General features: G+C 38.5%; 18 protein-coding genes. 8 read left to right on the top strand and 10 right to left on the bottom strand.

The window, feature by feature from the left end; translation table 11 throughout:
- Positions 1-140: 140 nt before the first annotated feature.
- Positions 141-2,786, top strand: a complete 2,646-nt coding sequence (locus RI845_RS11225) for a LuxR C-terminal-related transcriptional regulator (RefSeq protein WP_348386259.1) — start codon at positions 141-143, stop codon at positions 2,784-2,786.
- A gap of 7 nt (positions 2,787-2,793) precedes the next feature.
- Here RI845_RS11225 and RI845_RS11220 read toward each other — a convergent pair whose 3' ends face one another.
- A complete protein-coding gene (locus tag RI845_RS11220; protein WP_348386258.1) occupies positions 2,794-3,789 on the bottom strand; it encodes a GlxA family transcriptional regulator in 996 nt (331 codons plus the stop codon).
- A gap of 110 nt (positions 3,790-3,899) precedes the next feature.
- Here RI845_RS11220 and RI845_RS11215 point away from each other — a divergent pair, with 110 nt between their 5' ends.
- The 3 genes from RI845_RS11215 to RI845_RS11205 all read left to right on the top strand — a co-directional run bounded on the left by RI845_RS11215 (position 3,900) and on the right by RI845_RS11205 (position 6,905).
- Positions 3,900-4,883, top strand: a complete 984-nt coding sequence (locus RI845_RS11215) for an NAD(P)H-dependent flavin oxidoreductase (RefSeq protein ID WP_348386257.1) — start codon at positions 3,900-3,902, stop codon at positions 4,881-4,883.
- A 10-nt stretch (positions 4,884-4,893) separates the two neighbouring features.
- Positions 4,894-6,108 carry an acyl-CoA dehydrogenase family protein gene (locus RI845_RS11210; RefSeq protein WP_348386256.1) on the top strand — a complete coding sequence of 405 codons (1,215 nt, stop codon included), beginning with the start codon at positions 4,894-4,896 and terminating at the stop codon, positions 6,106-6,108.
- A gap of 170 nt (positions 6,109-6,278) precedes the next feature.
- Complete coding sequence (locus RI845_RS11205) at positions 6,279-6,905, top strand: glutathione S-transferase family protein (protein WP_348386255.1); 627 nt, start codon at positions 6,279-6,281, stop codon at positions 6,903-6,905.
- An 83-nt stretch (positions 6,906-6,988) separates the two neighbouring features.
- Here the strand turns inward: RI845_RS11205 and RI845_RS11200 are convergent, their stop codons facing one another.
- From RI845_RS11200 to RI845_RS11170, 7 genes are all read right to left on the bottom strand, one after another.
- Positions 6,989-7,822, bottom strand: coding sequence for an SDR family NAD(P)-dependent oxidoreductase (locus tag RI845_RS11200; RefSeq protein ID WP_348386254.1), 834 nt, complete (start codon positions 7,820-7,822; stop codon positions 6,989-6,991).
- A 281-nt stretch (positions 7,823-8,103) separates the two neighbouring features.
- On the bottom strand, positions 8,104-10,500 hold the full coding sequence (locus tag RI845_RS11195) for a TonB-dependent receptor (protein WP_348386253.1): 2,397 nt from the start codon (positions 10,498-10,500) through the stop codon (positions 8,104-8,106).
- Between the two features lie 202 nt (positions 10,501-10,702).
- Positions 10,703-11,896: a thiolase C-terminal domain-containing protein gene (locus tag RI845_RS11190; RefSeq protein WP_348386252.1), complete on the bottom strand. Its 1,194-nt coding sequence runs from the start codon at positions 11,894-11,896 to the stop codon at positions 10,703-10,705.
- A gap of 6 nt (positions 11,897-11,902) precedes the next feature.
- A complete protein-coding gene (locus tag RI845_RS11185; RefSeq protein WP_348386251.1) occupies positions 11,903-13,462 on the bottom strand; it encodes a class I adenylate-forming enzyme family protein in 1,560 nt (519 codons plus the stop codon).
- A gap of 60 nt (positions 13,463-13,522) precedes the next feature.
- On the bottom strand, positions 13,523-14,641 hold the full coding sequence (locus tag RI845_RS11180) for a saccharopine dehydrogenase family protein (RefSeq protein WP_348386250.1): 1,119 nt from the start codon (positions 14,639-14,641) through the stop codon (positions 13,523-13,525).
- Positions 14,642-14,699: 58 nt separating this feature from the next.
- The gene (locus RI845_RS11175) at positions 14,700-15,977 is read right to left on the bottom strand and encodes an acyl-CoA dehydrogenase family protein (protein ID WP_348386249.1); all 1,278 of its coding nucleotides are present in this window, start codon (positions 15,975-15,977) and stop codon (positions 14,700-14,702) included.
- Between the two features lie 269 nt (positions 15,978-16,246).
- The gene (locus RI845_RS11170; RefSeq protein WP_348386248.1) at positions 16,247-17,014 is read right to left on the bottom strand and encodes an SDR family NAD(P)-dependent oxidoreductase; all 768 of its coding nucleotides are present in this window, start codon (positions 17,012-17,014) and stop codon (positions 16,247-16,249) included.
- A gap of 189 nt (positions 17,015-17,203) precedes the next feature.
- On the opposite strand from RI845_RS11170, the gene RI845_RS11165 reads away from it, so the two are divergent.
- Positions 17,204-18,169, top strand: coding sequence for a LysR family transcriptional regulator (locus RI845_RS11165; protein WP_348386247.1), 966 nt, complete (start codon positions 17,204-17,206; stop codon positions 18,167-18,169).
- A 420-nt stretch (positions 18,170-18,589) separates the two neighbouring features.
- Positions 18,590-19,099 (top strand): SEL1-like repeat protein, encoded by a 510-nt coding sequence (locus RI845_RS11160; RefSeq protein ID WP_348386246.1) that lies wholly within the window; start codon positions 18,590-18,592, stop codon positions 19,097-19,099.
- 185 nt (positions 19,100-19,284) lie between these two features.
- Here RI845_RS11160 and RI845_RS11155 read toward each other — a convergent pair whose 3' ends face one another.
- Positions 19,285-20,388, bottom strand: a complete 1,104-nt coding sequence (locus RI845_RS11155) for an efflux RND transporter periplasmic adaptor subunit (protein WP_348386245.1) — start codon at positions 20,386-20,388, stop codon at positions 19,285-19,287.
- A 347-nt stretch (positions 20,389-20,735) separates the two neighbouring features.
- Here RI845_RS11155 and RI845_RS11150 point away from each other — a divergent pair, with 347 nt between their 5' ends.
- On the top strand, positions 20,736-21,770 hold the full coding sequence (locus RI845_RS11150) for a helix-turn-helix domain-containing protein (RefSeq protein ID WP_348386244.1): 1,035 nt from the start codon (positions 20,736-20,738) through the stop codon (positions 21,768-21,770).
- A 165-nt stretch (positions 21,771-21,935) separates the two neighbouring features.
- Here the strand turns inward: RI845_RS11150 and fadE are convergent, their stop codons facing one another.
- A complete protein-coding gene (fadE, locus tag RI845_RS11145; protein WP_348386243.1) occupies positions 21,936-24,404 on the bottom strand; it encodes an acyl-CoA dehydrogenase FadE in 2,469 nt (822 codons plus the stop codon).
- Between the two features lie 220 nt (positions 24,405-24,624).
- Here fadE and RI845_RS11140 point away from each other — a divergent pair, with 220 nt between their 5' ends.
- A complete protein-coding gene (locus RI845_RS11140) occupies positions 24,625-25,413 on the top strand; it encodes a class II glutamine amidotransferase (RefSeq protein WP_348386242.1) in 789 nt (262 codons plus the stop codon).
- Positions 25,414-25,416 lie beyond the last annotated feature (3 nt).

The following is a 25,416-nucleotide window of genomic DNA, read 5'->3' as shown; positions in this document are numbered from 1 at the left end:
GGGAATACTGCATAGGCATACTGAGCTAATTTTAATCAAGATTTAAAAAAAGCTACTCAATGCAAGTACATTTATTGTTATTTGTTTCTAATAGCTTTTATTTCAATTACATATGCATTTATCTATGCTAAATTTTATAGATGCAGAAATATTTAGTTCCAATAAAACCGAGCAATTTAGTAAGCCGTAAGTGCTTAATAAATAAAATTACCAATAAGCTGGAAAATAATACTAAATCAGTATTTATTAAAGCGCCTGGTGGTTATGGAAAGACGTACTTAATGACTGAGTTTGCTCATCTTTTTGAAAAGAGCGACAAAGCGGTTGTATGGCTTAGTTGTAACGCAGACGATAATATTTTTGATTACTTTGCGGTATACTTTTTAAATGAACTGAGATCGCAAAAGCTTATTGATGACACACTTGTTTATGATGAAAACATATCATTTGTGCGTTTTAGCCATCGATTGTTTGAACAATTAGAAGCATCAGAGCGAGACATCTGTTTTTTCTTTGATGATCTGCATTTAATCAATGAACCATGTGTCATTGATTTTATTAGTGAGCTTTGCTTGCAGTCACCAAGAAATATTCAGGTGATTGTGGCTAGTCGCATAGAGCCACCTTTTGCAACAGCAAAAGGGGTGATTTCTGAAAAAATTATTAAAATAAATCAGCAAGATTTATCATTTTCCAGTGATGAAATTAAGCATATATCCGAGTTATCCTCACTCAATACCTTAACTGATCATGAAATCGAGTTAGTTGTAAATCGAACTGATGGTTGGCCAGCAATTGTTGGGCCGAGTATTTACAGTGACGATTGGCATGTTAAGTCGCGTAATTGGGTTAAAGAATTCTCCAATACCAATACCACGCTAGCTGAATATTTTTATCAGGATATTTTATCGGCGTTGAGTGAACAAGAGCAGCAAGATCTTATTTCGTTATCGATTACAGAGTACTTGTCGGATGATTTAATTAAGGCGCTGATTGGGAGAGAAAATTTTAGTAAGCGCATTATAAATGTGATTCCCATTACCCAGTTTAATGATCCATCTTTGCCTGCTCATATGCAGTCTTTCTCTATTCATCCGTTGATGCGGGAATTTTTAAACAAACAATTAAAAGAAAGTCCTCAAATTAACAGCTTTAAGCTGCATCAAAATGCAGCTCATTGGATGTTAAAGCAAAACCTTCATGTTGAGGCCGCTGAACAGTTCATTAAAGCTGAACTGTTTGAAGCGGCAGTGAATATAATTGAAGATAGAGGGCTTGAAATAATTGCCAGCGGTAATTTTCCGGGATTTAAAAAATTGATCAAGAAAATCCCAATGTCGGTATTAAACACTAACCCGTTTATTTTGGTATTGCTTGGTTGGATTTATGCACTGAATTATCAAAACAAAAACGCTCATAATGTTGTCTTATCAATGAAGAAAATTGTTGAAGACAACCCAGAGCTTGCTGCAAGTTACCATAGCCCTTTAATTGCAATAAGCGGTGCTATGGGGTTGTTCAATGATACCGTTTTTGTACACGAAGAAATATTTAAAGCAGAAATGGCCAAAAGCCCATTACCTCTGCCATATGCAGAAAACTCAATACGTGCTGAATATTGCTTGCTGGCGATGCATAACAATGATTTTGAATTAGTAAACAGTTTAATTAATGATTCTGAGTTTTTTGCCCGTGGTGGGCAATTGTTTTATAGCACAGTAGTGATACGTGTTTCTCAAACTGTAATGGAGTTATCGTTTGGTAACTTAGATAAAGCCTTGCAAGTGTGTGATTATCTTGATGATTTTATTGCTAATCAAGATGGCCACTATTTGGTTGATAATATTATAACCGTGTTACGAGGTATCATCGCGTATTATCAGGGGAATTTACAAAGCAGTAAAGCCGCGTTTAGTAAATCAGGAGCGATTGTAAGCTACCTTTCTGAGCCTAGCTTTTTGTCTTGGTATTATGCTGCTCATTTGCAACTACTTACTGATTTAGGTGAACAAGAGCAAAAAGAAATATTGATTGAGCAATTTCGAGAATTGGTAAGACCACGACAATTAACGTTATCGAAAGTGCCTTTGGTTTATGAAGTTATCGAGCATTATTTTTCTTATGGAAACCGAGATGATGCACTGAACCTCTATCAAAACTTCAAACAAGACATGATAAAAAACCAACACCAAACCGGTCACACTATCGTTAATGAAGCGCTTGTAGATTCTTTGGTATTAACCGATGCAGGGGAATATGAACAAGCGAAACAAGTCATTACCGAACAATGCAAATATTATGAGGATGCGGGGCGAGTGTTGCCTCAGCTTAAGTGTTTGTTGTCTTTAGTTAACCTGAATGTCCTAAGTGAAAATACCGCTGCAGCGAAAGCTAATTTGAAGAAAGCCATCGCTATTGCTGCCAGTAAGCAGTTATTGCAACCTTTTGCACGAATTAACAGTATTGCGATTGGCTATTTACAAGATTGGTCAAACAATGAACTGTCAGTGATTCGAAAAGCATTTATTATTAAAGTCTGTGAGTCTTTTGAAGGGCAGGGCGTTGAGCAAAGTTTTGATGCTAACAGTTTTGAACAGCTAACCAAAAAAGAACAAAGTGTCATGGAATTATTGGGTCAGGGTTTTTCTAATCAGCAAATTGCCGATGAATTATTCTTATCAATAAATACAGTGAAATCACACTTAAAAGTTGCTTATAAAAAGCTGGGTGTAAGTAATCGAATTCAAGCGACAAAACTATTTACTCGAATCAATTTTAATGGCTGATAATGTGTTAAGACATACCTGCTTTGGAAAACTGTCGTCGATAACTCATCGGTGGCAGCCCCGTTTGACTGCTAAATAACTTTGAAAAAGTACTACGGTCTTTATAGCCTACTTTATCGATAATTTTCTCTAGGCTAAACTCGCTATTTTCTAATAAGTATTTAGCTCTGTTTATTCTCAAGTTTTGTATATATTTTACCGGCGTCACCGCTAAAACGTCCTTAAACTGTCGGGTCAATGTTCGCTCCGTACAGGCAATATGTGTTGCTAACTCTTTTACCGTGAACGGTTCATGTAAATGATCATTAATCCATTCCTGAGCTTTTTGGACCAAAGGGTTGTTGTGTTCTCGGGCAAGGTTAAGTAATTGCTCCGGCGATACATGCACCGTACGAGTATCAATTAACATCGCTTTCGCCGTTTGTTGCACGATTAACTCTGAGGTAAAACGTTTTAACAAGCGTAAACCTAACTGAAAGTGAGACGTTGCTGCTCCTGCCGTTAGTACGTTAGAGTCCTCAATAATTAGTTCATCAAAGTTCAGTAATGTGTCGCTATAGCGCTGCTTAAATAAATGTTCCAGCCACCATATCGTTGTACACTGCTTACCTTTTAATAGACCGGATTGAGCTAACAGAAATGTAGAGGTGCAATTAGCACAAATTACTGCCCCTTGTTCATGCTGTGTTTGTAGCCATTGATATAGATCTTGATAACTTTTAAGCTTTTCAGAAAACGCTTTAACCCCTTGATAATAAATACCGGGAATAAAGATCACATCAAATACTTGCTCTGAATGTTCAACTAACGGCTCGTTCATTTCTAAACCGTTACTGGTGCTAATTTTCTGCTGAGCACTGGTAAAAAATTGCCAGCTAAAAAAAGGCGTGTCATCGCCAGATTCTTTTGCAATGTGGGCATTAGCAACAACTAAAACATCTACCAGGCCATGAAGGCTGGAGCCATAGCATCCATCTAAGGCAATAATGGCAAATTTAATCATTTAATCGCTCTCATTTGTCTATTATCCCCACAAAGTTGTCATTTGTAGTGATATTAACTTTAGATGAGGGAATTTACAATGACCTCATTATTTTTAAATGAGAGTTTGTAATGCCGTTACCTGAATCATTTGTTGGCAGATTATCTTTGCCAGTTGTTAGTGCACCAATGTTTTTAGCGTCAACCCCTAAAATGGTTATCGCTAATTGTATCGAGGGGATCATCGGTACTTTTCCTGCTGCAAATCAAAGAACTATTGAAGGCTTAGAACAATGGATTGTTCAAATCAAACAAGCATTAGCCGATTTCGAACAAACCACAGGTAAAAAGGCTGCGCCATTTGGGGTGAATTTAATTGTTCATAAATCAAATGCGCGCATGGAACAAGACTTAGCCATGCTAGTAAAGCATAAAGTTCCGTTGGTTATTACCTCGCTTGGCGCTATAAGCACAGTTGTTGATGCGATTCATTCCTATGGTGGTGTGGTGTTTCATGATGTTGTTAATGCTCGTCATGGACGCAAAGCTAAAGGTGCAGGCGTAGACGGTTTAATCGCTGTTACGACGGGCGCAGGTGGTCATGCTGGCAGTTTACACCCATTTGCTTTAGTGCAAGAACTACGCACATTTTTTGATAAAACATTATTGCTTTCGGGCAGTATTTCAACGGGGGCGGAAGTCGCAGCAGCTCGTTGTTTAGGTGTAGATCTTGCTTATATGGGCACACGATTTTTGGCTACGAAAGAGTGTCAGGTGAGTGAGTCTTACAAACAACTAGTTGTAAATTCTAAAGCCGATGACATTATTTATACCAATGCCATTTCGGGAATTCCGGCCAACTTTATTAAGCAAAGCGTTACAGCTGCTGGATTTGATTTAAATAACTTACCTAAACCTGAAGGGTTCGATATAGGCACAGAAATGGCTGAAGCTGTTAAAGACCCTGCACAGAAAAAACCGTGGAAGGATATTTGGTCTGCTGGACAAGGTGTTTCAGCTATTAACAACATACTTTCAATTAGCGACTTGGCAGCTCAGTTAAAACAAGAATACCAAACTGCTATTTGTGGCATCAACTCAATTAATCAGAAGTAAAGAGGCTCATATGAGTGATTATCCTGTAAGAATAAGCGAGCAAATGTTTGACGACATTTGGTTACCTGAAGAAACCGTTGCCGTGCGCCAAAAGGTGCGTGAATTTGCCGATCGAGTAATTCGACCAATTGCTCATGACATTAACACTACAACGGAAGATGTAAACAAGTTTCCTTGGCAGCTGGTAAAGCAAATGGGCGATGAAGGGTTACTGGCCATTCCTTTTGCGAAAGAACATGGTGGAGCAGGGCTGGAGTACCCAACATTAGCAACGATGGTGTTATTAGAAGAAATAGCCTATGTAAGTTCAGGCATTGCTGCAGCAATTATTGATGTGCCACTTATTTTATTTGGCCATACCTTAAAACATGCTAAACCAGCGGTTCAACAACGTTTGTTCCCAAAACTTATCAGTGGTGAACTTGTTGGCGCGTTTGCCACCAGCGAGCCGGCTGCAAGTACCGACTTAAGCGTTAGAGCATTACAAACTATCGCAACCAAGGTTGATGGCGGTTATCGAATAACCGGCCGTAAGCGTTGGATCACCAACTCGCCGGTAGCCCAGCAAATGTTCGTACTGTGTAAAATGGACGACTCTATGAGTATGTTTTTAATCGACATGAATAGTGATGGGGCAAGTGTTGGAGAGCCTGATAAGAAAATGGGTAACCATTGTCAATTAACTGCCGATGTGTATTTTGATGATGTGTTTGTACCCAGCGAAAACTTGGTTGGTATCGAAGGGAAAGGTTTAAAATCCGCGCTGACTTCTCTCACCCTTGGCCGAGTTGGTATTGGTGCCTGTGGTGTGGGAATGGCGCAATCTGCATTCGATTTTGCCGTTGATTATATGAAAAAGCGTGAGATTTTTGGTAAGCCGATCAGCCAATTTCAATACTGGCAGTTTAAGTTTGCAGAGTACGCTACACAATTAGAAAATGCCCGTAACTTATATGTAAAAGCTGCAATGGTAGAAGATAAAAAGCGTCCAGGAGTGCAACAAATGTGCGCCATGGCTAAACTTATTGGTAGTGCTTTACCAGGCGATTTAGTGCGCGATGCAATTCAGGTTTGCGGTGGTTATGGTTTTGTTAAAGAGTTAGCGGCAACTGGTCAACAATTTCCATTAGAAGCCATCTACCGAGATTGTAAAATTGGTGAAATATATGAGGGTGCTAACGAGGTACAACGCCTAGTAATTGCACGCAGTATCTTTGGTAAGTGAGAATAAAACTCATGCGCCCTAAACATTACTGTTTATCGGATATTATTAAGTAAGGAGGCCGCCTATTTTAGGGCGGCTTTTTAAATGTTCTACTCAATTTATGCATAATTACGAGCCAAAGAACCTATAGTTAGATATAGTAATTAAATAATTAAAACAAAGGAATAACAATGCATTTTTATACTTGTTCAATAGCTCCTAACCCACAACGAGTAGCCATTTTATTAAAGTTAAAAGGGATTACTCTTGAAACTACTGAAGTTGATATCCTTAAGGGAGAGCACTTTGCTGATGATTTTAAGACGCTTAACCCTGCTTGCACTTTACCGGTATTATCATTAGAAGATGGAACAGTACTTACCGATACCATCGCCATTTGTTATTACTTAGACCGCCAATATCCAAATAAACCATTATTTGGAAACGATGCCTTGGAAACAGCGCAAGTGATAGGGTTAATGCATAAATTGTATACTGAAGGGGTGATGCCAATCGCAGAAATATTGCGTAATCAAGGTGAAACCTTTAAAGACAGGGCTATTCCTGGGCGAGTGAATATTCCACAAATTAGTCAGTTAATTCCAAGAGGAAAACTTCGTTTAGCTGCATTTTGGGATGATATGAACCGAGCTTTGGAAAACAAGACATTTTTAGTTGGGGAGCAACTTAGTCAGGCAGATATTGATTTGTTTGTAATATGTAACTTTGTAAACTGGGTAAAAGAGCAAGTTCCAAGCCATTGCATAGAGATTTCTAGGTGGTATAAAAATGTGCAGAACATTGTTGAAAACTTATAAACATTAAAATAACTTTAACTCTCTATAAAATTGCAAAACCCAGAAATTTTCTGGGTTTTTATCTTAGGCCTTCAGCTTATTGATCAATCCAAATGTTTGTAGATCCAAATGCGATTTCTATACATGTAAGCCATTAGTTTGGCATAAGTTTCTGGCATTAATCGTTTAATACGCCAGCCCCAGGTTGCATCACTTTGCGGCATTACATAAAGTTTATTTGATTTAATCGCCGCAAATGTTCTGCGAACTATATCTGCACTAGTAATTTTAGATTCTTTAAGTTGTTGTTGTAGGTTTCGCTCAAATGCAGTTTTACCACTAACTGATTCACCTAAGTTAGTTTTAAATACGGTAGGGCACAGCACAGTTACACCAATATTATTTGGTGATAACTCTACTTTTAAGGTTTCAGATAACGATACAACACCGGCTTTGGCTACATTGTAATTAGCCATTTCTGCAGCTGACAGTGTACCTGCGCTTGATGCAGTGTTAATTATGTGACCACTTTTTCGCTTTTTCATCATAGGAATGAAGGCACGACAACCATAGATAACACTCCATAAGTCGATGTCGATAACACGTTCCCAGTCAGTACCCGTTATTTCTTCCATCTTTCCTGCGCCAGCAATGCCAGCGTTATTAAACAGTAAGTCTACACCTTGCCATGCTTTCTCTATCGTTTCGGCAGCAGAAAACATTGCCTCAATGTCGGTTACATCCAGTTCTATATCGATAACTTGAGCAGCACCAAGGCTTTCAAGTTCTAGTTTTGTTGTGGCTAAACGTTCGCTATTGATGTCGGCAATTGCCAAGCGCCAGTTTTGTTTGGCGAGTTGTTGACAAATTTCTAAACCTAGGCCACTTGCAGCACCAGTAACAAATGCTCGCTTTTGTGAAAATTTTTGATTAAACATATTACTTCCTGAGGTAGATATTCAGTACTAACTAAATAAGATTGGTAAAAGCGTTGTAGAATTTCTAACTCTGCTGCTTGGTATGCATTAATTATCCACAGACTAAATTTTGGTAAAATCACCCAAAAGTATGAAAATTAATCAACTGTTAAAAAGTGAATTCTTACAACTCGAAGGTATAAACGCCTATAACAATATATTTAATGATTTAATTCTGAAAAAAAAGGTAAGGTCTAGTTTCCTAGAACTTACCTTTTAGAGGTTTATATTAGATGCTTACATTAGAAGCGGTATGTACCTTGTACTGATACTGTACGAGGTGCGTCGGTATAACCCATGTAACCACCAGCTACAAGAGGTACATCAAGACCAGCAGCAAAAGTAGTTTCGTCAGTTAAGTTTTTACCAATTAATGCTAACTCCCATGTTTCTTCAATAGATGCTAGCGCAATGCGGGCATTTACTTTTGTGTGTGCTTCTTGCATTAAGTTAGGATCTAAATCTGTATCGTAGAAAAAGTCATCTTTGAAGTTAACGTTAAGTTGTGCGAAAAACTCCATAGATTCACCAATTTCGGTAATATAATCTAAGAAAATTGACGCAGACACTTCAGGTGCAAATGGTGTGGTTTCGTCAGTTAAATCACATACAACCATACCTGTAGCAATTTGCTCAGCCGTACATGGACCGGTTGCGTAATCTGAGTAGTAAGAATCTAAGTAAGATGCTGAACCGCTTAAGGTCCAATTATCATTTAGCATTACAACACCATCTAACTCGATACCTTGAGTAACTGATTCTGCAGCGTTACCAACCTCAAATCCAAAACCATTCCAAGTAGTAACTTGTAAATCATCAAATTCAGTTCTAAATACGGCCATATTTAGTCGAGCTGCTCCGTCTAGCAAATCTGATTTAAAACCAAGCTCTACGCCAACAGCAGACTCTTCTTCAAACTCTTGGTTAGCAACGGTTGCATCAGCACTGGAATTGAATCCACCAGATTTAAAACCTTGCTCGGCTGTACCGTAAACCATGAAGTTATCATTTACATCGTATTGGAATTTAACTGAAGGAGTAAAGTGACCTTCTGAACGACTGTCTTCATGCTCAGGTAAAACAACAGCAACTTTTAATGCTGATGCAGTCACTAAAGCATTTAAACCAGCCATATCTGCAGGGTTATAATAAGATTTACCTTGCTCTTGAATTAAGCTTTGACGCATAACATCTTTGGTTTCATCGGTGTAACGACCACCGGCAATGATGCGAAAATCGTTAGATACATTATAAGTACCTTGGAAGAACGCAGAAAATGTTTCAGTATCTTGTGTGTAATTAGTAGAGCGAGTAAAGCCATCAGGAGCAATGCCTAAGTCCGCTAATGAATTATCAGGAAAACCAAGTGGTGCAGCAGAGCCAGGCGCTGCAAATGCCATGTTTAATACTGGTGCAATGTAAGTAACATCAACTTGTGAGTAAACGTCGAATTCTAATTCAGAGTTTTGATAGTAAACACCGGTGATAAAATCAAAGGTATTGTTACCAGAAGTGGCATAGCGTATTTCTTGGCTTACTTGTGAGAAGTCATGCTCGTCACTGGTGTTGATAAATGGCATAGGTAAAAAATCAACATCTTGATGTTCTTCAGAATCATATTCTGATAAGCCCGTAACAAATGTTAAGGTGCCATCACCTAAGCTGTAATCGATGTTTAAGGCAATATTAGTATTATCAATATCACGGCTTTCAGGTGCTAATGTAATATCGTATGAGTTTGTTAAGTTACCATCGGCATCAAAGTCTGGGTCAAGGGCAGGTACTACTCCTAAGGCTACATATTGAGCTAAACCACCAATTGGTTCAAATCCAGTGATTTGTCCTGTGCCACCTGTAGACTCAAAGTTTGATTGTTCTAGTTTTAAATTTACATCTAACTCTGCGCTTGGTTGCCAATTTAATGATAAGCGAACAACTTGCTCTTTAGTTTCCATTTCATCACGGTCTAAATTAGTGTTTTCCATGTAGCCATCAGTGCTAGAGCTTTTAACCGCTAAACGAACACCTAGCTCGTCTGTTAAACCACTTGCAAGTACCGCTGTTACGCCTTGTGAACCATACTCAGGCTCTGCGTCTAGGGTTACTTTACCTTCAAAGTCGCCACCAGCTTCGGCTTTTGCCGTTGTTAAGTTAATCGTTCCTGCAATAGTATTTTTACCAAATAAAATACCTTGTGGTCCACGTAATACTTCTGCACGTTCAAGATCCATGAAAGGTGCGCGAAATTGCTTACCACGACCCATGTATATACCGTCAATGAACATACCGACTGATTGTTCAAATGAGCGGTTGATACCAGAGCCAACACCACGCATATAAACGTTAGTATTGATTGCACCAGTAGCTATGGTTAAATTAGGAATGTAATTAGACATTTCAGATAAATCTTCAATGCCGGCTTTTTCTATTTTATCACCGTTAATCGCAGTGATAGACATAGGTACGTCTTGGATACTTTCTGTACGCTTGGTTGCAGTAACTTGAATAACTTCAAGTTTACCTGCTTGTGCGTCTGTTTCTTGCTCTTCAGCCATTGCATATCCAGATAACATCATTGATGCACCAATTGCCATGGCTAATTTACTTTTGTTCATTCGTGTTGTGTTAGTTACTTTCATTTTTAGCGCTCCTAAGATACTAATAACATGTTGTTTTTATTGTTGTTATAGTTTTAATTTAAAATAAAAATATTTTTACTTTGCGACGTTAATCGAAAAGCCAAAATGTGTTTAAAGTGTTGCGTTTGTTTCAATTTGTAACTGCGTTAGGGTAAAAAAATGGACGTTCTTAAATGAATAAAAACGTCCTTGAGGTTTAGCGTTACAGGCGTTCGAAAATATTCACGAATCCTGCACTACCTAAACCACCGTTATGTTGCAAAGCGATGCGAGCACCATCAACTTGTCTATTACCAGATTGACCGCGCAGTTGTTGTACCAACTCGGTTATTTGGGCTAGACCTGTTGCGCCTAATGGATGTCCTTTTGCTAATAAACCACCTGATGGACCAACAACATATTTGCCGCCATAAGTGTTTTGACCGTCCATGATAAACTTCTCTATGTCAGCGTCCTGGCACAAACCGAGGGCAGAATAGGTAAGAATTTCGTTACTGGTAAAGCAGTCATGAAGTTCGATAATATCGATATCTTCTGGCCCTACGCCTGCATCAGCATAAGCTAAATCTGCAGCTTGTTTACTTAATGCTCTAAACGTGATGTCTAATGGATGCGAAGTAAAATAATCTGCTTTATCACTGCAATTACCGCTACCTTTTAACACTACTTTAATGTCTAAATTATGCTTTTTAGCAAACTCTTCACTACAAACAATTACTGACGCTGCGCCACAACTTGGTGGGCATGCAAACAGCTTGCGTAAACCACGATAAATTGGTGGCTTCTCTAATATTTCTGCTGTAGTCAGTGGTGTTCTATAGATTGCATTTGGATTGTGCTCGGCATGTACACGAGACTTAATGGCAATTTGTGCCATTGCTTCTTCGCTAATACCATACTCGTTCATCACAATTTCAGCCTGACAACCAAACATCATTACTGCTGGCGGCATCTGGCGTTCTTCTGCAGTAGCGCCTACCAAATCAGCTAATGCATCAGTATGGCGCTGCAGTGGGCTGGTTCTATCCGGGAAAGCCATTTCGATAGCACCAGGTGTCATTTGCTCAAAACCAAGTGCCATTACACATTCACTAATACCGTATTTAATGGCTTGCGCTGCAAGAGAGAATGCAGTTGAGCCACTGGCACAGTTATTATTAACGTTAGTAATTGGAATCCCGGTGATACCTACGCCATATAAAGCCGCTTGACCGGCACAGCTGTCTCCATATACATAAGAAGCAAATGCTTGGTCAATATCGTTATAGGTCAGAGTTGAGTCTTGTAAGGCGGCAAACGCAGCATCACGACCCATAACTTCATAACCGTCACTTTGTCCTGGTTTTTTAAATGGCACCATGCCAACACCGCAAATTACTACTGTTCTAGTCATCATTTAGTCCTAGTTAACTGCGCGGGCTTTATCGCCCCAATATTGTTTACGAATATCGGCTTTAAGTACTTTGCCAACAGGGCTGCGTGGTAAATCAGCAACAAAGTCAATTGATTTAGGCGTTTTAACACTGCCTAGCTCTTGCTTAACAATGCCGGCTAATTCAACGTCAGTTAATTCATGACCAGGCTTTAATTGCACTACAGCTTTAACCGCTTCGCCCCATTTTTCGTCAGGAATACCAATAACGGCACAATCTTGAACTGCTGGTTGCGAAGAAATTACTTGTTCAATTTCATTAGGGAATACGTTAAAACCACCGGTAATGATCATGTCCTTTTTACGGTCAACGATAGTGATATAACCATCATCGTCCATCACACCTACATCACCTGTGTGTAACCAACCATCAATTTGAGCTTCATTAGTGGCTTCTTCGTTTTTGTAGTAACCTGGGTTTACTAAATTACCTTTAACGCAAATTTCACCTGCTTCACCTTTGGCTAATTTATTACCGTCGTCATCCATAATAGCTACTTGGTTCATTACACAAGGACGGCCAACAGAGGCTAAACGCGCATCATTGATGTTGCCGTCGCTATCCATGTAATCCCATGGTGCTTTCGCGCAAATTGCAGCTGGTGCTTCAGACTGACCAAAAGCTTCGGTCATTACTGGGCCAAACACATTAATTGCTTCTTTTAACTTAGTGAGCGAAGTAGGGGCTGCACCTACCAAAAAGTGTTGCAGTGATGAGTAGTCATATTTACCAACATTTTCATGGGCTAACATCATGTACATTACTGTTGGCGGCAAGAAGAAGTGAGTAATTTTGTGCTGTTCAATGGTTTTTAAAATACCTTCAGGATCGGCAGCAGCCATCATTACGTTTTTACCACCACGAGCAAAATGCAGTGCACCAATAAGGCCTGCAGAGTGAGTCATTGGCGCAACAACTAAATGACAAGTGTTGTCGTAGTAATTGAAGTGGCTATAAAAGTTAGCGAACATAGCTTCAATCGCTTTGTGTGACATGATCACACCTTTTGATTTACCTGTGGTACCACCCGTAGGGAATATGGCGGCAACATCATCGTTTAGCTCATCGCCCATTTGATGAAAATCTTCAGCATCATTCAACCACGACTCAAGATTTTCACCTTCAACATCAGTGTTATTAATGCAAACAATTTCTTTTAAATTTGGTGTGCCGGCTGCAATTGCACGAGCTTCTTTTTCGTAATTTGAATGGTAAAGTAATAAATCACCATCAAAACGAGATAAAAGGTCGATATTGATATCAACAGGATTTCTAGGGTTGATCGGTAGCCAAACCGATTCTGCTCGAAACGCACCTAATAGTACTTCAAAGGCAATGTTTGAGTTAGGCGCTAAAATGCCAACTTTACTGCCTTTAACATAACCACGCTTATGCAGTGCCGAGGCAACTTTATGAGAAACAGCACTGGCTTGGCTGTATGTTGACTCACTACTGTCAGCTAGATCATGAAACGCAACGTTATTTGGATATAACGCCGCGCCCTGGTCAAAAAAATCAATTACACGCATGTAATTTTCCTCGAGTAAAGAGCTGTTTAACCTAACGATTAAACAGCTACATTTTAATGCTTAAAATTTTTCTAATTTCATGTCACAGAAACCAAAACCTTCTAACGCGCCGTACAGTTCATGATGACCTACAGCTTTACAAGGAGATTGGAAGCCGACATTATTTGGACCATTAGCAATAAGTTGCTTGGCAATAAATGCTTGTACTAGACCTGTTTGGATATAAGCGCTGTGACCAACGATCGTACAACACACTTGTGATTTAGGGCCGACGCCATATACGCGGTCAACTAAGCGGTGAATAGTACGGTTTTCACGAGGAGGCATACCTGGAGTAATACCTGCAGCCATAGCATCTAATTGTGCTTCTTGCTCTGCAACAGGAAGATCTTTTAAGTTATCTTCGTAGTGAGCTGCCATTGCCATAACGCCTTGCATTAATGGACGGTTAGTAAAACCTGTTAATGATTGCGCGTGATTTACACGAACGTCATTTGCATACCATAAAGGGATGCTACCGCCGCCCCATGGTAAGGCCATAACTGTGGCATTGTGACCTGGAACAACAACTTCATGGCCGTGCTTCATTGGCTCTACAATTTCAACAAGCTCATTGTTTTCTAACCAATATTGCTTATTACGAGCCATATCCATTACTGTTTGAGTCGAACCAACTGTTGGAACACCTGTAGGGATACAGGCTGCGTTGATTGAGTCGATAGTTGAGTCTTCTAAACAGAACTCTGCGGCAATATTACCTACGGCATGCATGTAAGCAACTGATGGTGCTAATAATAAACCTTTCTCAGCGTATGCTTCTGAGAATGTATCACGCATATCAATCATCCACTGTTGTTCACCAGTAGTATCAAGATAATGACATTCTGCATTTAAACATGCTTCAACAACGGCTGTACCAAAACGAGCGAATGGACCAACTGTATTACATACAACTTTAGCGCCTTTAAAGAATTCAGTTAACGCTTCAACAGTGTGGTCTACTACAGCAATTTCATAGTTCGCTGTTTCAATGCCTGGTACTTTTGCCATGGCATCTTCAAGTTTTTCTTTATTACGACCCGCCGCAATAAATGGAATTTGATATTCGCGTAAAAATTCGCAGATTAAACGACCTGTATAGCCACTTGCACCATATACGATTACTGGTTTCTTGTTCATTTTTGTTTCCTTAAATTCTTTGTTTCTATGTTTACTAAAACGGTGACTTTATTTAGATTTATAAACCGTTTTTATCTTTATAAGCTTTGCTTAACCAAGTTGCGGCTTTTAGACCCAACATGTTGTTTTCACCATCGGCAATTTGCGAGGCACGTGCATCACGGAATAATTTTTCTAGCGGATATTCACGGGTTAAACCATTACCACCGAATAATTGAATTGCTTCAGAGCACACTTCAACACACGTATCGGTAACATAAGTTTTCGAGGTAGCTGATGCTAACAAATGCGGACCATTAGGGCCGTAGTTGTAGTCAAACACACGTTTTGCCATCGCACGGCAAGCTTCAACCTTTTGATGCATTTTAAATAAGCGGGCACGTACAGTTTGATGGTTGATTATTTCAGTACCGCCTTGTTTACGTTCATGAACATAAGCAAGCGCATGATCAAGCGCAGCACGGGCAACTCCTGTGAACGAAATACCCATTTCCATGTTGGCAAAGGTTAATGCGCCAAAAAATGATGAGTAACCTTGATCGGCATCTGCAATCATGTATTTAAGTGGTACACGAGCATTATCAAAGTATATTTCACCTTGACATAAAGCACGCATGCCCATTTTATCGAGCGGCTTACCTTTAGTAACTCCAGGAATATCAAAAGGTACTAAAATACCAACGTATTTATGGCTTCCATCTTCGTTGTAGATACCGTCGCCATCATCGAATTGACTGTATAGTAACGCTGATTGAGCTATTGGAGCGCCTGAAACCCACGCCGAGGTTTGGCCGTTGATAACAACTTCATCGCCTTCAATGCGAGCAACTAAATTTCCTCGACCTTGTCTTTCACCTGGATGGCATTCGCTTGCTTCAATATCAACTAGATCGCAACCACGGTCAGGTTGTGTGGCAGCCCAACAGCCACGTAAATGGCCAAAACGTTCAATTATTTCAGCATCACCAGTGTTGTAGGCAGCAAAGGCAGGAAATTTACTTACCAAATAACCCATAGCTAAACCTGAGTCACCCCAAGCTAGCTCTTCAAATATAATAGGAATAATGCGCGCTTTTTCTTCATTGCTCATGCCAGCAATAGCGGCTAAATCTAATAACCCAGACTCTTCAATTTTTTCTAAAAATTCCCAAATAGGTGAATCTTCAGCAACAGCAGCTTCATGGTCCATTTTATCCAGCTTTTCAGCGATTGGACGCATTACTTCAGCAGCAAAGCGATGAGCCATGCCTTGAATGGCCAACTCTTCTTCGCTCATTACACCTTCTAGGCCAGTAAGACCTAATTTCGGTAATGGTACTTCATCAAATTCAAACATATTATTTATTCCATCTATCGTGCTTTTTTCTATGCATTGACAGTAATACGTAAGCTTTTTTGACAATATCACCCTAACGGGTGAATTTTAATTGAGTGCAATTACTCTAATTAAAATCCTTTATTAACAATTGGTTATATGTATATCTGGATGGGTAGCTCTAAAGTTTTTAGCTTTGAATGAGGTGAGATTTGAAAACAAAAAAGCTAAACTGCACAGCAGCTTAGCTTTTATGTTTAAAGAGTTACTTTTTTGTTACTTTGAAGTTATTAATCAATAATTCCCATACCAGCTAATAAGCCGCCATCAATTTGATGTGCAGAGCCATTTAAAAATGACGCTTTATCAGAGGCTAAGAAGGTAACAAAATTAGCTATTTCTTGAGGAGTAGCACCCCGACCTAATGGTGTCATGGCACCGAATGCATCTTGCTCTTCTTGAGCAAAGCCTACTTCAGTCATTTCAGTTACAACATAACCTGGACATACTGCTAAAGAGCGAATGCCTTTTCTGCTGTACTCTAAAGCCGTTGCTTTTGTTAAGCCAACAACGCCGTGCTTGGCAGCAACATATGGCGAAATTGTGCTCATACCAACTAAACCGTCTACTGAAGCGGTGTTAATAATTACGCCGCTACCATTTTCTAGCATGGCTGGAATTGCTGCTTTTGTACAAAAGAACACACCGTTCAGGTTAATGTCGATAACTTTTTGCCACATCTCTGTTGAGGTATCTTCAACCATTGCACGCTCACCGGCAATACCTGCATTATTGAAAATCACGTCAAGTTGACCAAATTCAGCAACCGTTTTATCAACCATGTTTTGACAATCTTCCATACTAGCAACGTTGGTATTGATTACTATGGCTGTGCCACCATTTTCGGTAATTAACTTTGCAGTCTCTTCAATGCCAGGCATGTTAATATCGGCAAGCGCTACATTTGCGCCTTGTTTTGCAAACTCTAATGCTGTTGCTCTACCAATACCGGCAGAAGCCCCGGTAATAATTACTGTTTTGTTTTCAAATTGGCTCATTTCTTTATCTCTTGCTGTTGTCGTTGTTAAAATTATTTTGTTATTTTTATATGTTGATTAGACAGGCTAAAGAAATTGATATTTGAAAGCACTCATCCTTTCGGGTGAATTGTCGATTAAATCGAAGAGGAAGGTTACATTTTGATCTAAATAAAATCATGCGTTATACAAAATGATGAAGTATAGTTAATGAGTAATATAATTTTGGTGCATAAGATGAAAATATTAGAACAAAAATTATCACGCATAGATTTAAACTTATTAGTGTCGTTAAGTGTGCTGTTGAAAGAGCGACATGTTGGTAGGGCAGCTGAAATTCTCTTTATAACCCAACCTGCAATGAGCAGAACATTACAGCGCTTAAGAGATTTATTTGACGATCAATTATTTTATCGAACCTCTGTAGGTATTAGCCCAACAGCGAAAGCATTAGAACTTGAACGTATTTTGCCCGAAACATTAGAGAGCTTGAACAATATTCTTTCTAGTGAAGAGTTTGAGCCGTCAACCTGTGAACAAAGTTTTTCTATATCTATTCCATCAATGCTTAGTCATAACGTTATTTTGCCTTTATTTAACTTATTACACAAAGAAGCACCAAATGTGCAATTGACAGAAAGTACGGCAAAATCGAACCCGTTTGAACTCCTCGAAGCTGGCACCTTGGATTTTGCAATACACGTTGCTAAAGATATTCCTCCAAGGTTTAACGCCATGTTTATCGGCACGGTAAAGCCTGTTATTTTTGCTCGTAAAGGTCACCCTTTAGTAGGCTCTGAAAAAGCAACGCTAGATGAGTGTCTAGAATATGATTTTGTCGCATTACATGTTGAAAATAATCAAAGTGCAAAGTTTACCGGGCCAGTTGAATTTATGCTGGCCAAAAAAGGGGCTAGCAAAGAACCTATATATAAAACAAGTCAGCTACAAATGCTGTTAGAGATCATGGAGAACAGTGATTGTTTATTTGTGGGCCCAAGCTTATTAGGAAGTAGCCCTGATTTAATCAACCGATTTAAACCGGTTTATGAATTCAATTTACCTAAAAAAGATATGATTGAATTTTTCCTGCTTGAGCACAAGCGCTCAGAAAACAGTAAAGCTCATCAATGGTTTAAATCCAAGCTGTTGAATCAAATAGAAAAGTTTTATTAATTTAAGTCTATATATCAAAAGTGTCATAAATTAATTATGCACTTTATGCATAATTATTATGTTTTTATTGCATTAGTTTTTAAGCATCTTTGTCATTAAAATAGTATTACTTTATAAAAGAACTCGGTAGTAAACTTGTCATGAGGTTTATTACTTTTTTATAAAGTGATTTTTTAACAATGTAACGTATTTAGCAATATCAGAAGTAGTGCTCTGATATTGCTTTTTTTATGCACGCTTTTCAACGTGAAATAGACATGATTTCTAGTAAATCGAATTCGAGATTTCGCTCTTTTAATATCCCTCTTTGGTGATTTCATTTCCATGACCGTTAAGGTTACTTCTTTTTAAACATTTTTGCGGTTTCAATCCCAAGCACTATACTTGAATCGAATAATTGAGATTAATCAGGGAGATATTATGAAAATTACAACTATATTTGTCATTACTTTGCTCAGCTCTACATCAGCATTTGCAGGTTGTATATCAACTGATTGCGAACAAAAACTTGAGAAAGTTATAGTAGCAGCGGAACGGGGTAACATGCAGGCAGGTATTGTTAGTGCAATTTCTATGTTAGATAAACAAGGGAAATATTATGATTCAAAAAAAGCATTGAGATATCTAAATAGAGCGAAACAGTCAGAAAACGGTGTCGCAACCTGGGTTTTGTCTATGTTGTATCGTGAAGGTAACGTTGTCGAGCAAGACATAAAAAAAGCAGACTACTTAAGCGCCCTTGCAAAAAGTCGTGGTGTTAGTGATGATTTAGGAACAGCATTATTTTCAACTGAACACTATGAAGGCTTAGTAAGTGCAATTAATTTATACCCAAAAAGAACTCAAGCAACTCAAGCGAGAAATCGATCGCAACTTTATATTAAGCCTCCTACATCAAAAAGTAAGGGAACTGGCTTTAGACGTCAATAATGTATCTTATTAAAAGCAAAGGATAGAGTTTATATAGTGATTTTTCATACCACTCTTTAGATTAATAAGATTGAAACTGAACTGATAATGGGATTACTAAAAAGTAATCCCACTTTTGTTTAAAGCTTAAGGCAACTAGTCAGAAGTTAATACTATTAACGTACTCTAGTTGTTTCAGATTAGAGTTATTTTGCTACTGTAACGGGTTGATTAACTTTTACGTTTAAAAAGCCAGAAGTAATAAGTGTATCGCCTACGTTTAAGCCCTGAGTGATAATGACATCACTAACATCTATATTACCTAGCTCAACATAAGCTTTCTCAGCAACATTTGCTTCATTAACAATAAGAACGTATCGGCCAGATTGGTCTTGTTGCACTGCCGATAGTGGAATTTTTACTACATGTATTTTTTCAATGTCGCGGCCGATAAGATAAACGTTTTGACCTGCAACTAACAATCCGTCAGGGTTTGGAAAAACAACACGGTAACTAACGTAACCACTGCCTTCAGATGCTTCAGTACCAATGTAATCCAGCTTTCCTTCATGTTCATAAACGTCGCCATTGGGTAACTCAATATGAATACTACGAACTTCTTCAGGCTCTTTATCTTTTAATACCAACATGTTTTGGTAGTGTTCTTTGTGGTCTATTTGTACGTAAACCTCAATTTTATCATTCGCAATAACTTCAATTATGTTACCTTGTAAAGGACCAATAAGCTCGCCAATATTGATATCATTCAAACCAATTACACCATCAATAGGCGAGGTGATCTTAGACTGTTTTAAGCGTAGCTCGGTTTTTAATAATTCTGATTGTGCGGTCAGTAGTTCTACTTTGGCTAACTCTGTATCGGCTTTAATTTTTTCAGCATCTAATTCACTGATAACTTTTTCTTCAACCAGTTGCTTTGATGCTTTGTAGGTTTTTTCTGCTAAATCCAATTCGATTTGCGCTCTGGCAACATCCGCTTTGTTTGTTTCTAATCTTGCTAAAATTGGCTTAGGGTCTATTTCGATTAACACGTCACCACGTTTAACGCTGGCGCCTTCTTTAAAGTTATTTTTAACTACTATGCCTCTTATCTGGCTAGATAACTCAGACTTTGACAGGATCTGTGTTTTACCAGGCCAACGATTACTTACGCCATGTTCGGTGAGGGCAATTGTTTGTACCTCTACTTCAGGAGCTGTTACCTTTGGCGCGGATTGCTTTGTAGGCTCAGAACAGCCTATTAATAAGATACAAATAAAAGATGGTACAACAAACTTCATTACGCTCATGCTTAACTCCTAGAGTGTGAGGTAAAATCAATAAAAATAATAACTTAACTAGACAAACTGTAGTTAACTTTTTTGATTATCGCTAATAAAACGTTTTGTTTAAATTAAATTTCTAACGGTATTTTAGGCTCGTCGGATGAGTTGTGGTAATTACTTTCGCTGATGATAATTATCAGTTTTTGTCATAATGCAGTGCAAAGCTAACGTATTGTTTATATTGGTTAAATTCAATATTTTTGATAGTTCACCCTAAAGGGTGGTTACAATAAATTGGTGAATAATTAAACTTACGAATAGTAATACCTAAATAAAAGCTTTACTTTTAATCACAATATTGAGGAGTTAATATGAAGAAGTTATTAGCGAGCAGCTATAGTGGCAGCCTAGCATTTATGCAACCAGCTATTGAGCAGTATGCAATAGACTTTTCTTCTAAACTTGAATCCAATGGTATTCATTTAAATGACTATTCAAATGTTTATAAACGCATACCACAACAACAGTGCGCTAAATATATTGATGTTATTATTAAAGAAACCTCACCCTGTATTTCAATAAATGCATGTAAGCATTTAAATCCGGCACTTTTGAACGCATTCGGCACTGGGTTATTGTATAGCAGTTCGTTACGAGATTTTTGTCATCGCTACATGAACGGTTTTGCATTTATAACAAACTTGATCGATGTGAATTTTGTTGAACATAACAATGAAAGCTACCTTACCATTACGGAAGCTGTTGATTTTAACCAGGTAAATTCAAATTACTATTCAGATATTTTTTCAGCATTAACAGTAAGTTTGCTTAAATTAACTGTCGGGCCAAACTCAATGGTCAAAAAAGTATGTTTAACTTGGACTCCACCAAAAGACATCATGCAGAATTATCTGGATTTCTTTGGCGATAATGTTGAATTTTCCGCAGACAAAACGATGGTTGTGTTTGATAACAAACAAATGGATGATGCGTTTATTTGGGCAAATGAAACGTTAGCTGCTAAGGCTGACAAAACGGTTAAAGAATTTATTGAACGTAGTTACTCTTTTGACCTTACCTCTAAGGTAACCAATGTGATCGCCCAGTTACTTCCTGAGGGTAAGTGCAGTAAAATACTTATTGCTGAAATTTGCGGTATGTCGGAAAGCACTCTACAAAATAAGTTAAATATTGAAGGTACCAGTTTTCAAAAAATTGTCGATAATTTGCGTAAAAAGTTAGCAATTGATTATCTAAAAGATAAAGATTTAACGCTTGAGCAAATTTCACATAAATTAGGTTATTACAGTTGCAGTAATTTTTCTCGTGCGTTCAAATCTTGGTTTGGAGTAACTCCTGTTGAATATAAAAAATCACGTCTTGGTGAATTAGCCTTAGTGGGGTAAACACCCTTAATAACGAGAAACGAGAAACGAGAAACGGGAAGCGAGAAGGGAAAATAGACATCTTTATCTCCTTCCTGAAACAAGTTCAGGAAATAGGCAAGCAGCCTATCATCAGTTATAGCTGCGCTTCGTTTCTCGTTTCTCGTAATCTCGTTTCTTAGTCACTTACGCGGCTTTTTCATCCTTTTTAGGCTCTTGATTCGCTAAATGCTTAGCTTTATTTGCAACGAGCTCTATAGATTCAAAGTCATCTACGTTAATAACATCTTTGCGTTGCTGCTCTGTAACCACTAATAATTCAGCTTCTTCTTTGCTGATTATTGCGTCACTAAGAGCGGTTTCAGCTAACTTATCTAAGTTTATAATCGCGTGGCGTTTACCGGTTGCAGCATTTATTTTATCTACAATAGCTTCTGACTTAATGATGTTTTCAAGGGTTAATTCTAAATTACCCATTAAGTTACCATCGGTTTTATTTAAGTATTGGCCTTGTCCTAAACGAGTACGCGCTGCATTAGGGTGTTGTAATATTTGCGATACTTTATGATCCAATATATCGCTTGGTTTTTTCAGTGATGGGCCAAACGGCATAACTAAGTATTTAAAAACTTTACCGATAAAGCGGTTAGGGAAGTTTTCAGTTAGCTCTTTAATGGCTAATTCACATTTGTATAAGCTATCTTCGATAGCCCACATCATTAATGCTTGATCTTCTTTTTGGCGGCCTTCATCGTTAAAACGTTTTAATGTTGCCGATGCAAGATATAAGTAACTTAATACATCACCTAAACGAGCTGAGATACGTTCTCGTCGTTTTAAATCACCGCCAAGAACTGCCATAGCTAAATCAGACAATAATGCTAAGTTCGAGCTTAAACGAGTCATTATTTGATAATAACGATGAGTTTTATCTTTAAACGGTGCGCTAACTAAATGAGCACCAGATAATGAGAACCAAATTGAGCGAATCATGTTTGATATAGTAAAGCCCATATGACCAAATAATGCTTGATCGAAATCTTCTAACGCTTGTTCAAAGTCAGGATTTGCCGCAGCTTCAAGTTCAGCTAAAACATACGGATGACAACGAATTGCCCCTTGGCCATAGATGATCATATTACGCGTTAAGATATTTGCACCTTCTACAGTAATGGCTATTGGAGCACCTTGATAACCACGGGCAAGGTAGTTGTTTGGCCCCATACACACGCCTTTACCGCCGTGTATATCCATTGCGTCACTAATACAATCGCGCATTTTTTCAGTTAAATGATATTTACAAATAGCTGATACAACTGATGGTTTTTCACCTAAATCAACTGCGCCGGTACTCATAGTAGTAACAGCGTCCATTAAATAGGCATTACCGCCAATGCGCGCTAATGCTTCTTCAACGCCTTCCATTTTACCAATAGGTAATTTAAATTGACGACGAATATGGCTGTAAGCGCCTGTCGCTAATGCAAGCGTTTTGGCGCCGCCGGCAGAAGTTGAAGGTAGAGTTATTGCGCGGCCTACAGACAAACATTCAACCAACATACGCCAGCCTTGACCTGCCATGTCTTTGCCACCAATGATGAAGTCTAACGGTACAAAAATATCGTCACCTTGAGTTGGCCCATTTTGAAATGGTACATTTAGCGGAAAGTGACGACGGCCGGTTATCACACCGTCAATATCAGTAGGGATCAAAGCACAAGTAATACCTAAGTCTTTTTCTTCACCAATGAGTTGGTCTGGATCATATAACTTAAATGCCAAGCCTAAAATTGTTGCGACCGGTGCTAACGTAATATAACGTTTATTCCAAGTTAGGCGCATGCCTAACACTTCTTTACCTTCAAACTCACCTTTACAAACAATACCAAAATCTGGAATTGCACCGGCGTCTGAGCCAGCTTCAGGACTGGTTAACGCAAAGCATGGAATTTCTTCACCTGTAGCAAGACGGGGCAGGTAATGATCTTGTTGCTCTTTTGTGCCGTAATGCTGAAGTAATTCGCCAGGTCCTAAAGAATTTGGCACACCAACGGTGCTTGATAATACAATAGATACACCGCTTAATTTTTGTAATACTCGTGATTGCGCATATGCACTAAACTCCAAGCCGCCATATTCTTTTTTGATGATCATAGCGAAGAACTTGTTATCCTTCAGGTATTGCCACACGTTAGGTGGAAGGTCGGCTAGCTCATGGGTAACTTCCCAGTCATCGCACATGCGGCAGACTTCTTCTACTGGACCATCAAGAAAGTCTTGTTCTGCAAGTGATAAGCGAGGTTGTGGAAACTTGTGTAGTTTAGACCAGTCAGGATCGCCTTTAAATAGTTCAGCCTCAAACCAGGTGGTCCCTGCGTTTAGTGCTTCTTTTTCAGTTGAAGACATTTCAGGCATAATTTTCTGAAATGCTTTCAGAAGTTTTTCACTAATTAAGCTTTGGCGTAAACTTTTTATATTAAATGGCGCTGCGATTAATATAAAAACTATCCAGGAAAGGCCGCCTACGATGTCAAAAATACTGCCAATAAACATTAATAATGTATAGATAGCTGTAAAAACACTAAGCGATGAGCGGTTATAGGCTAAATAGCCGGTAATTAAAATAAATACTGATAAAGCGATTATTACTTCCACATTAACTCCACAATAACGTTAAAAAGGTAAGAGGTCAGACCACTGTTCTTTGTTAAGGATAATTACATTTTGCTACAAGATCAAATAATTTATTTACATGACTCATGGTTAAGTATAATTGACTGACAAAATTGAGCTAATTTTTGCTGAAATTTTTGATAAATAATCGTTATACTACAATGAGCTTATTAACTTAATTTTGAATTTTAAGGCGTTTTACATGTGCGAATTATTGGCAATGAGTGCCAACGTACCAACAGATATATGTTTTAGTTTTGCTGGTTTAATGCAAAGAGGTGGTAACACTGGACCACATAAAGATGGTTGGGGCATTACCTTTTATGAGGGCAAGGGCTGTCGAACCTTTAAAGACCCTAAACCCAGCTTTGATTCTGAAATCGCCAAACTGGTTACCAATTATCCGATCAAAAGTGTCGCGGTTGTTTGCCATATAAGACAAGCCAATGCAGGTCCGGTAAGTCTAGAAAATACCCATCCGTTTACTCGAGAGTTGTGGGGAAGAAACTTTACCTACGCTCATAATGGCCAACTTGCCAATCATAAAGAAATACTTAAAACCAATAAATTATTGCCTATCGGTATTACTGATAGCGAACAAGCATTTGTCTGGATATTAGAGCAAGTACGGTTTAAGTTTGGTGATAATAGGCCAGGCTCTGAAGCTCTATATAATTATTTAGCCAGTTTATGCGAATTGATTGATGCTTTAGGAGTATTTAATTTAATTTTAAGTGATGGTGAGTTTATCTTTGCTTATTGCTCCAATAATTTACATTGGATAACTCGTCGCGCACCATTTGGCCCGGCAAAATTAATTGATACTGATGTTGCCATTGATTTCAAAAAAGAAACAACAGAACACGATGTAGTAACGGTTATTGCTACACAGCCACTTACTGTGGATGAATCATGGAACAAACTTCAAGCCGGAGATTGGCTGGCTTTTGAGTACGGTGAAATAGCCTACCAAGGCAGCAGGCTAGGATAGCAG

The sequence above is a fragment of the Thalassotalea nanhaiensis genome (assembly GCF_031583575.1).
GTDB classification, from domain to species: Bacteria; Pseudomonadota; Gammaproteobacteria; order Enterobacterales; family Alteromonadaceae; genus Thalassotalea_A; species Thalassotalea_A nanhaiensis.
Note: the sequence above shows the minus strand (reverse complement) of the source record. Positions and strands in the feature narration are given on the sequence as shown.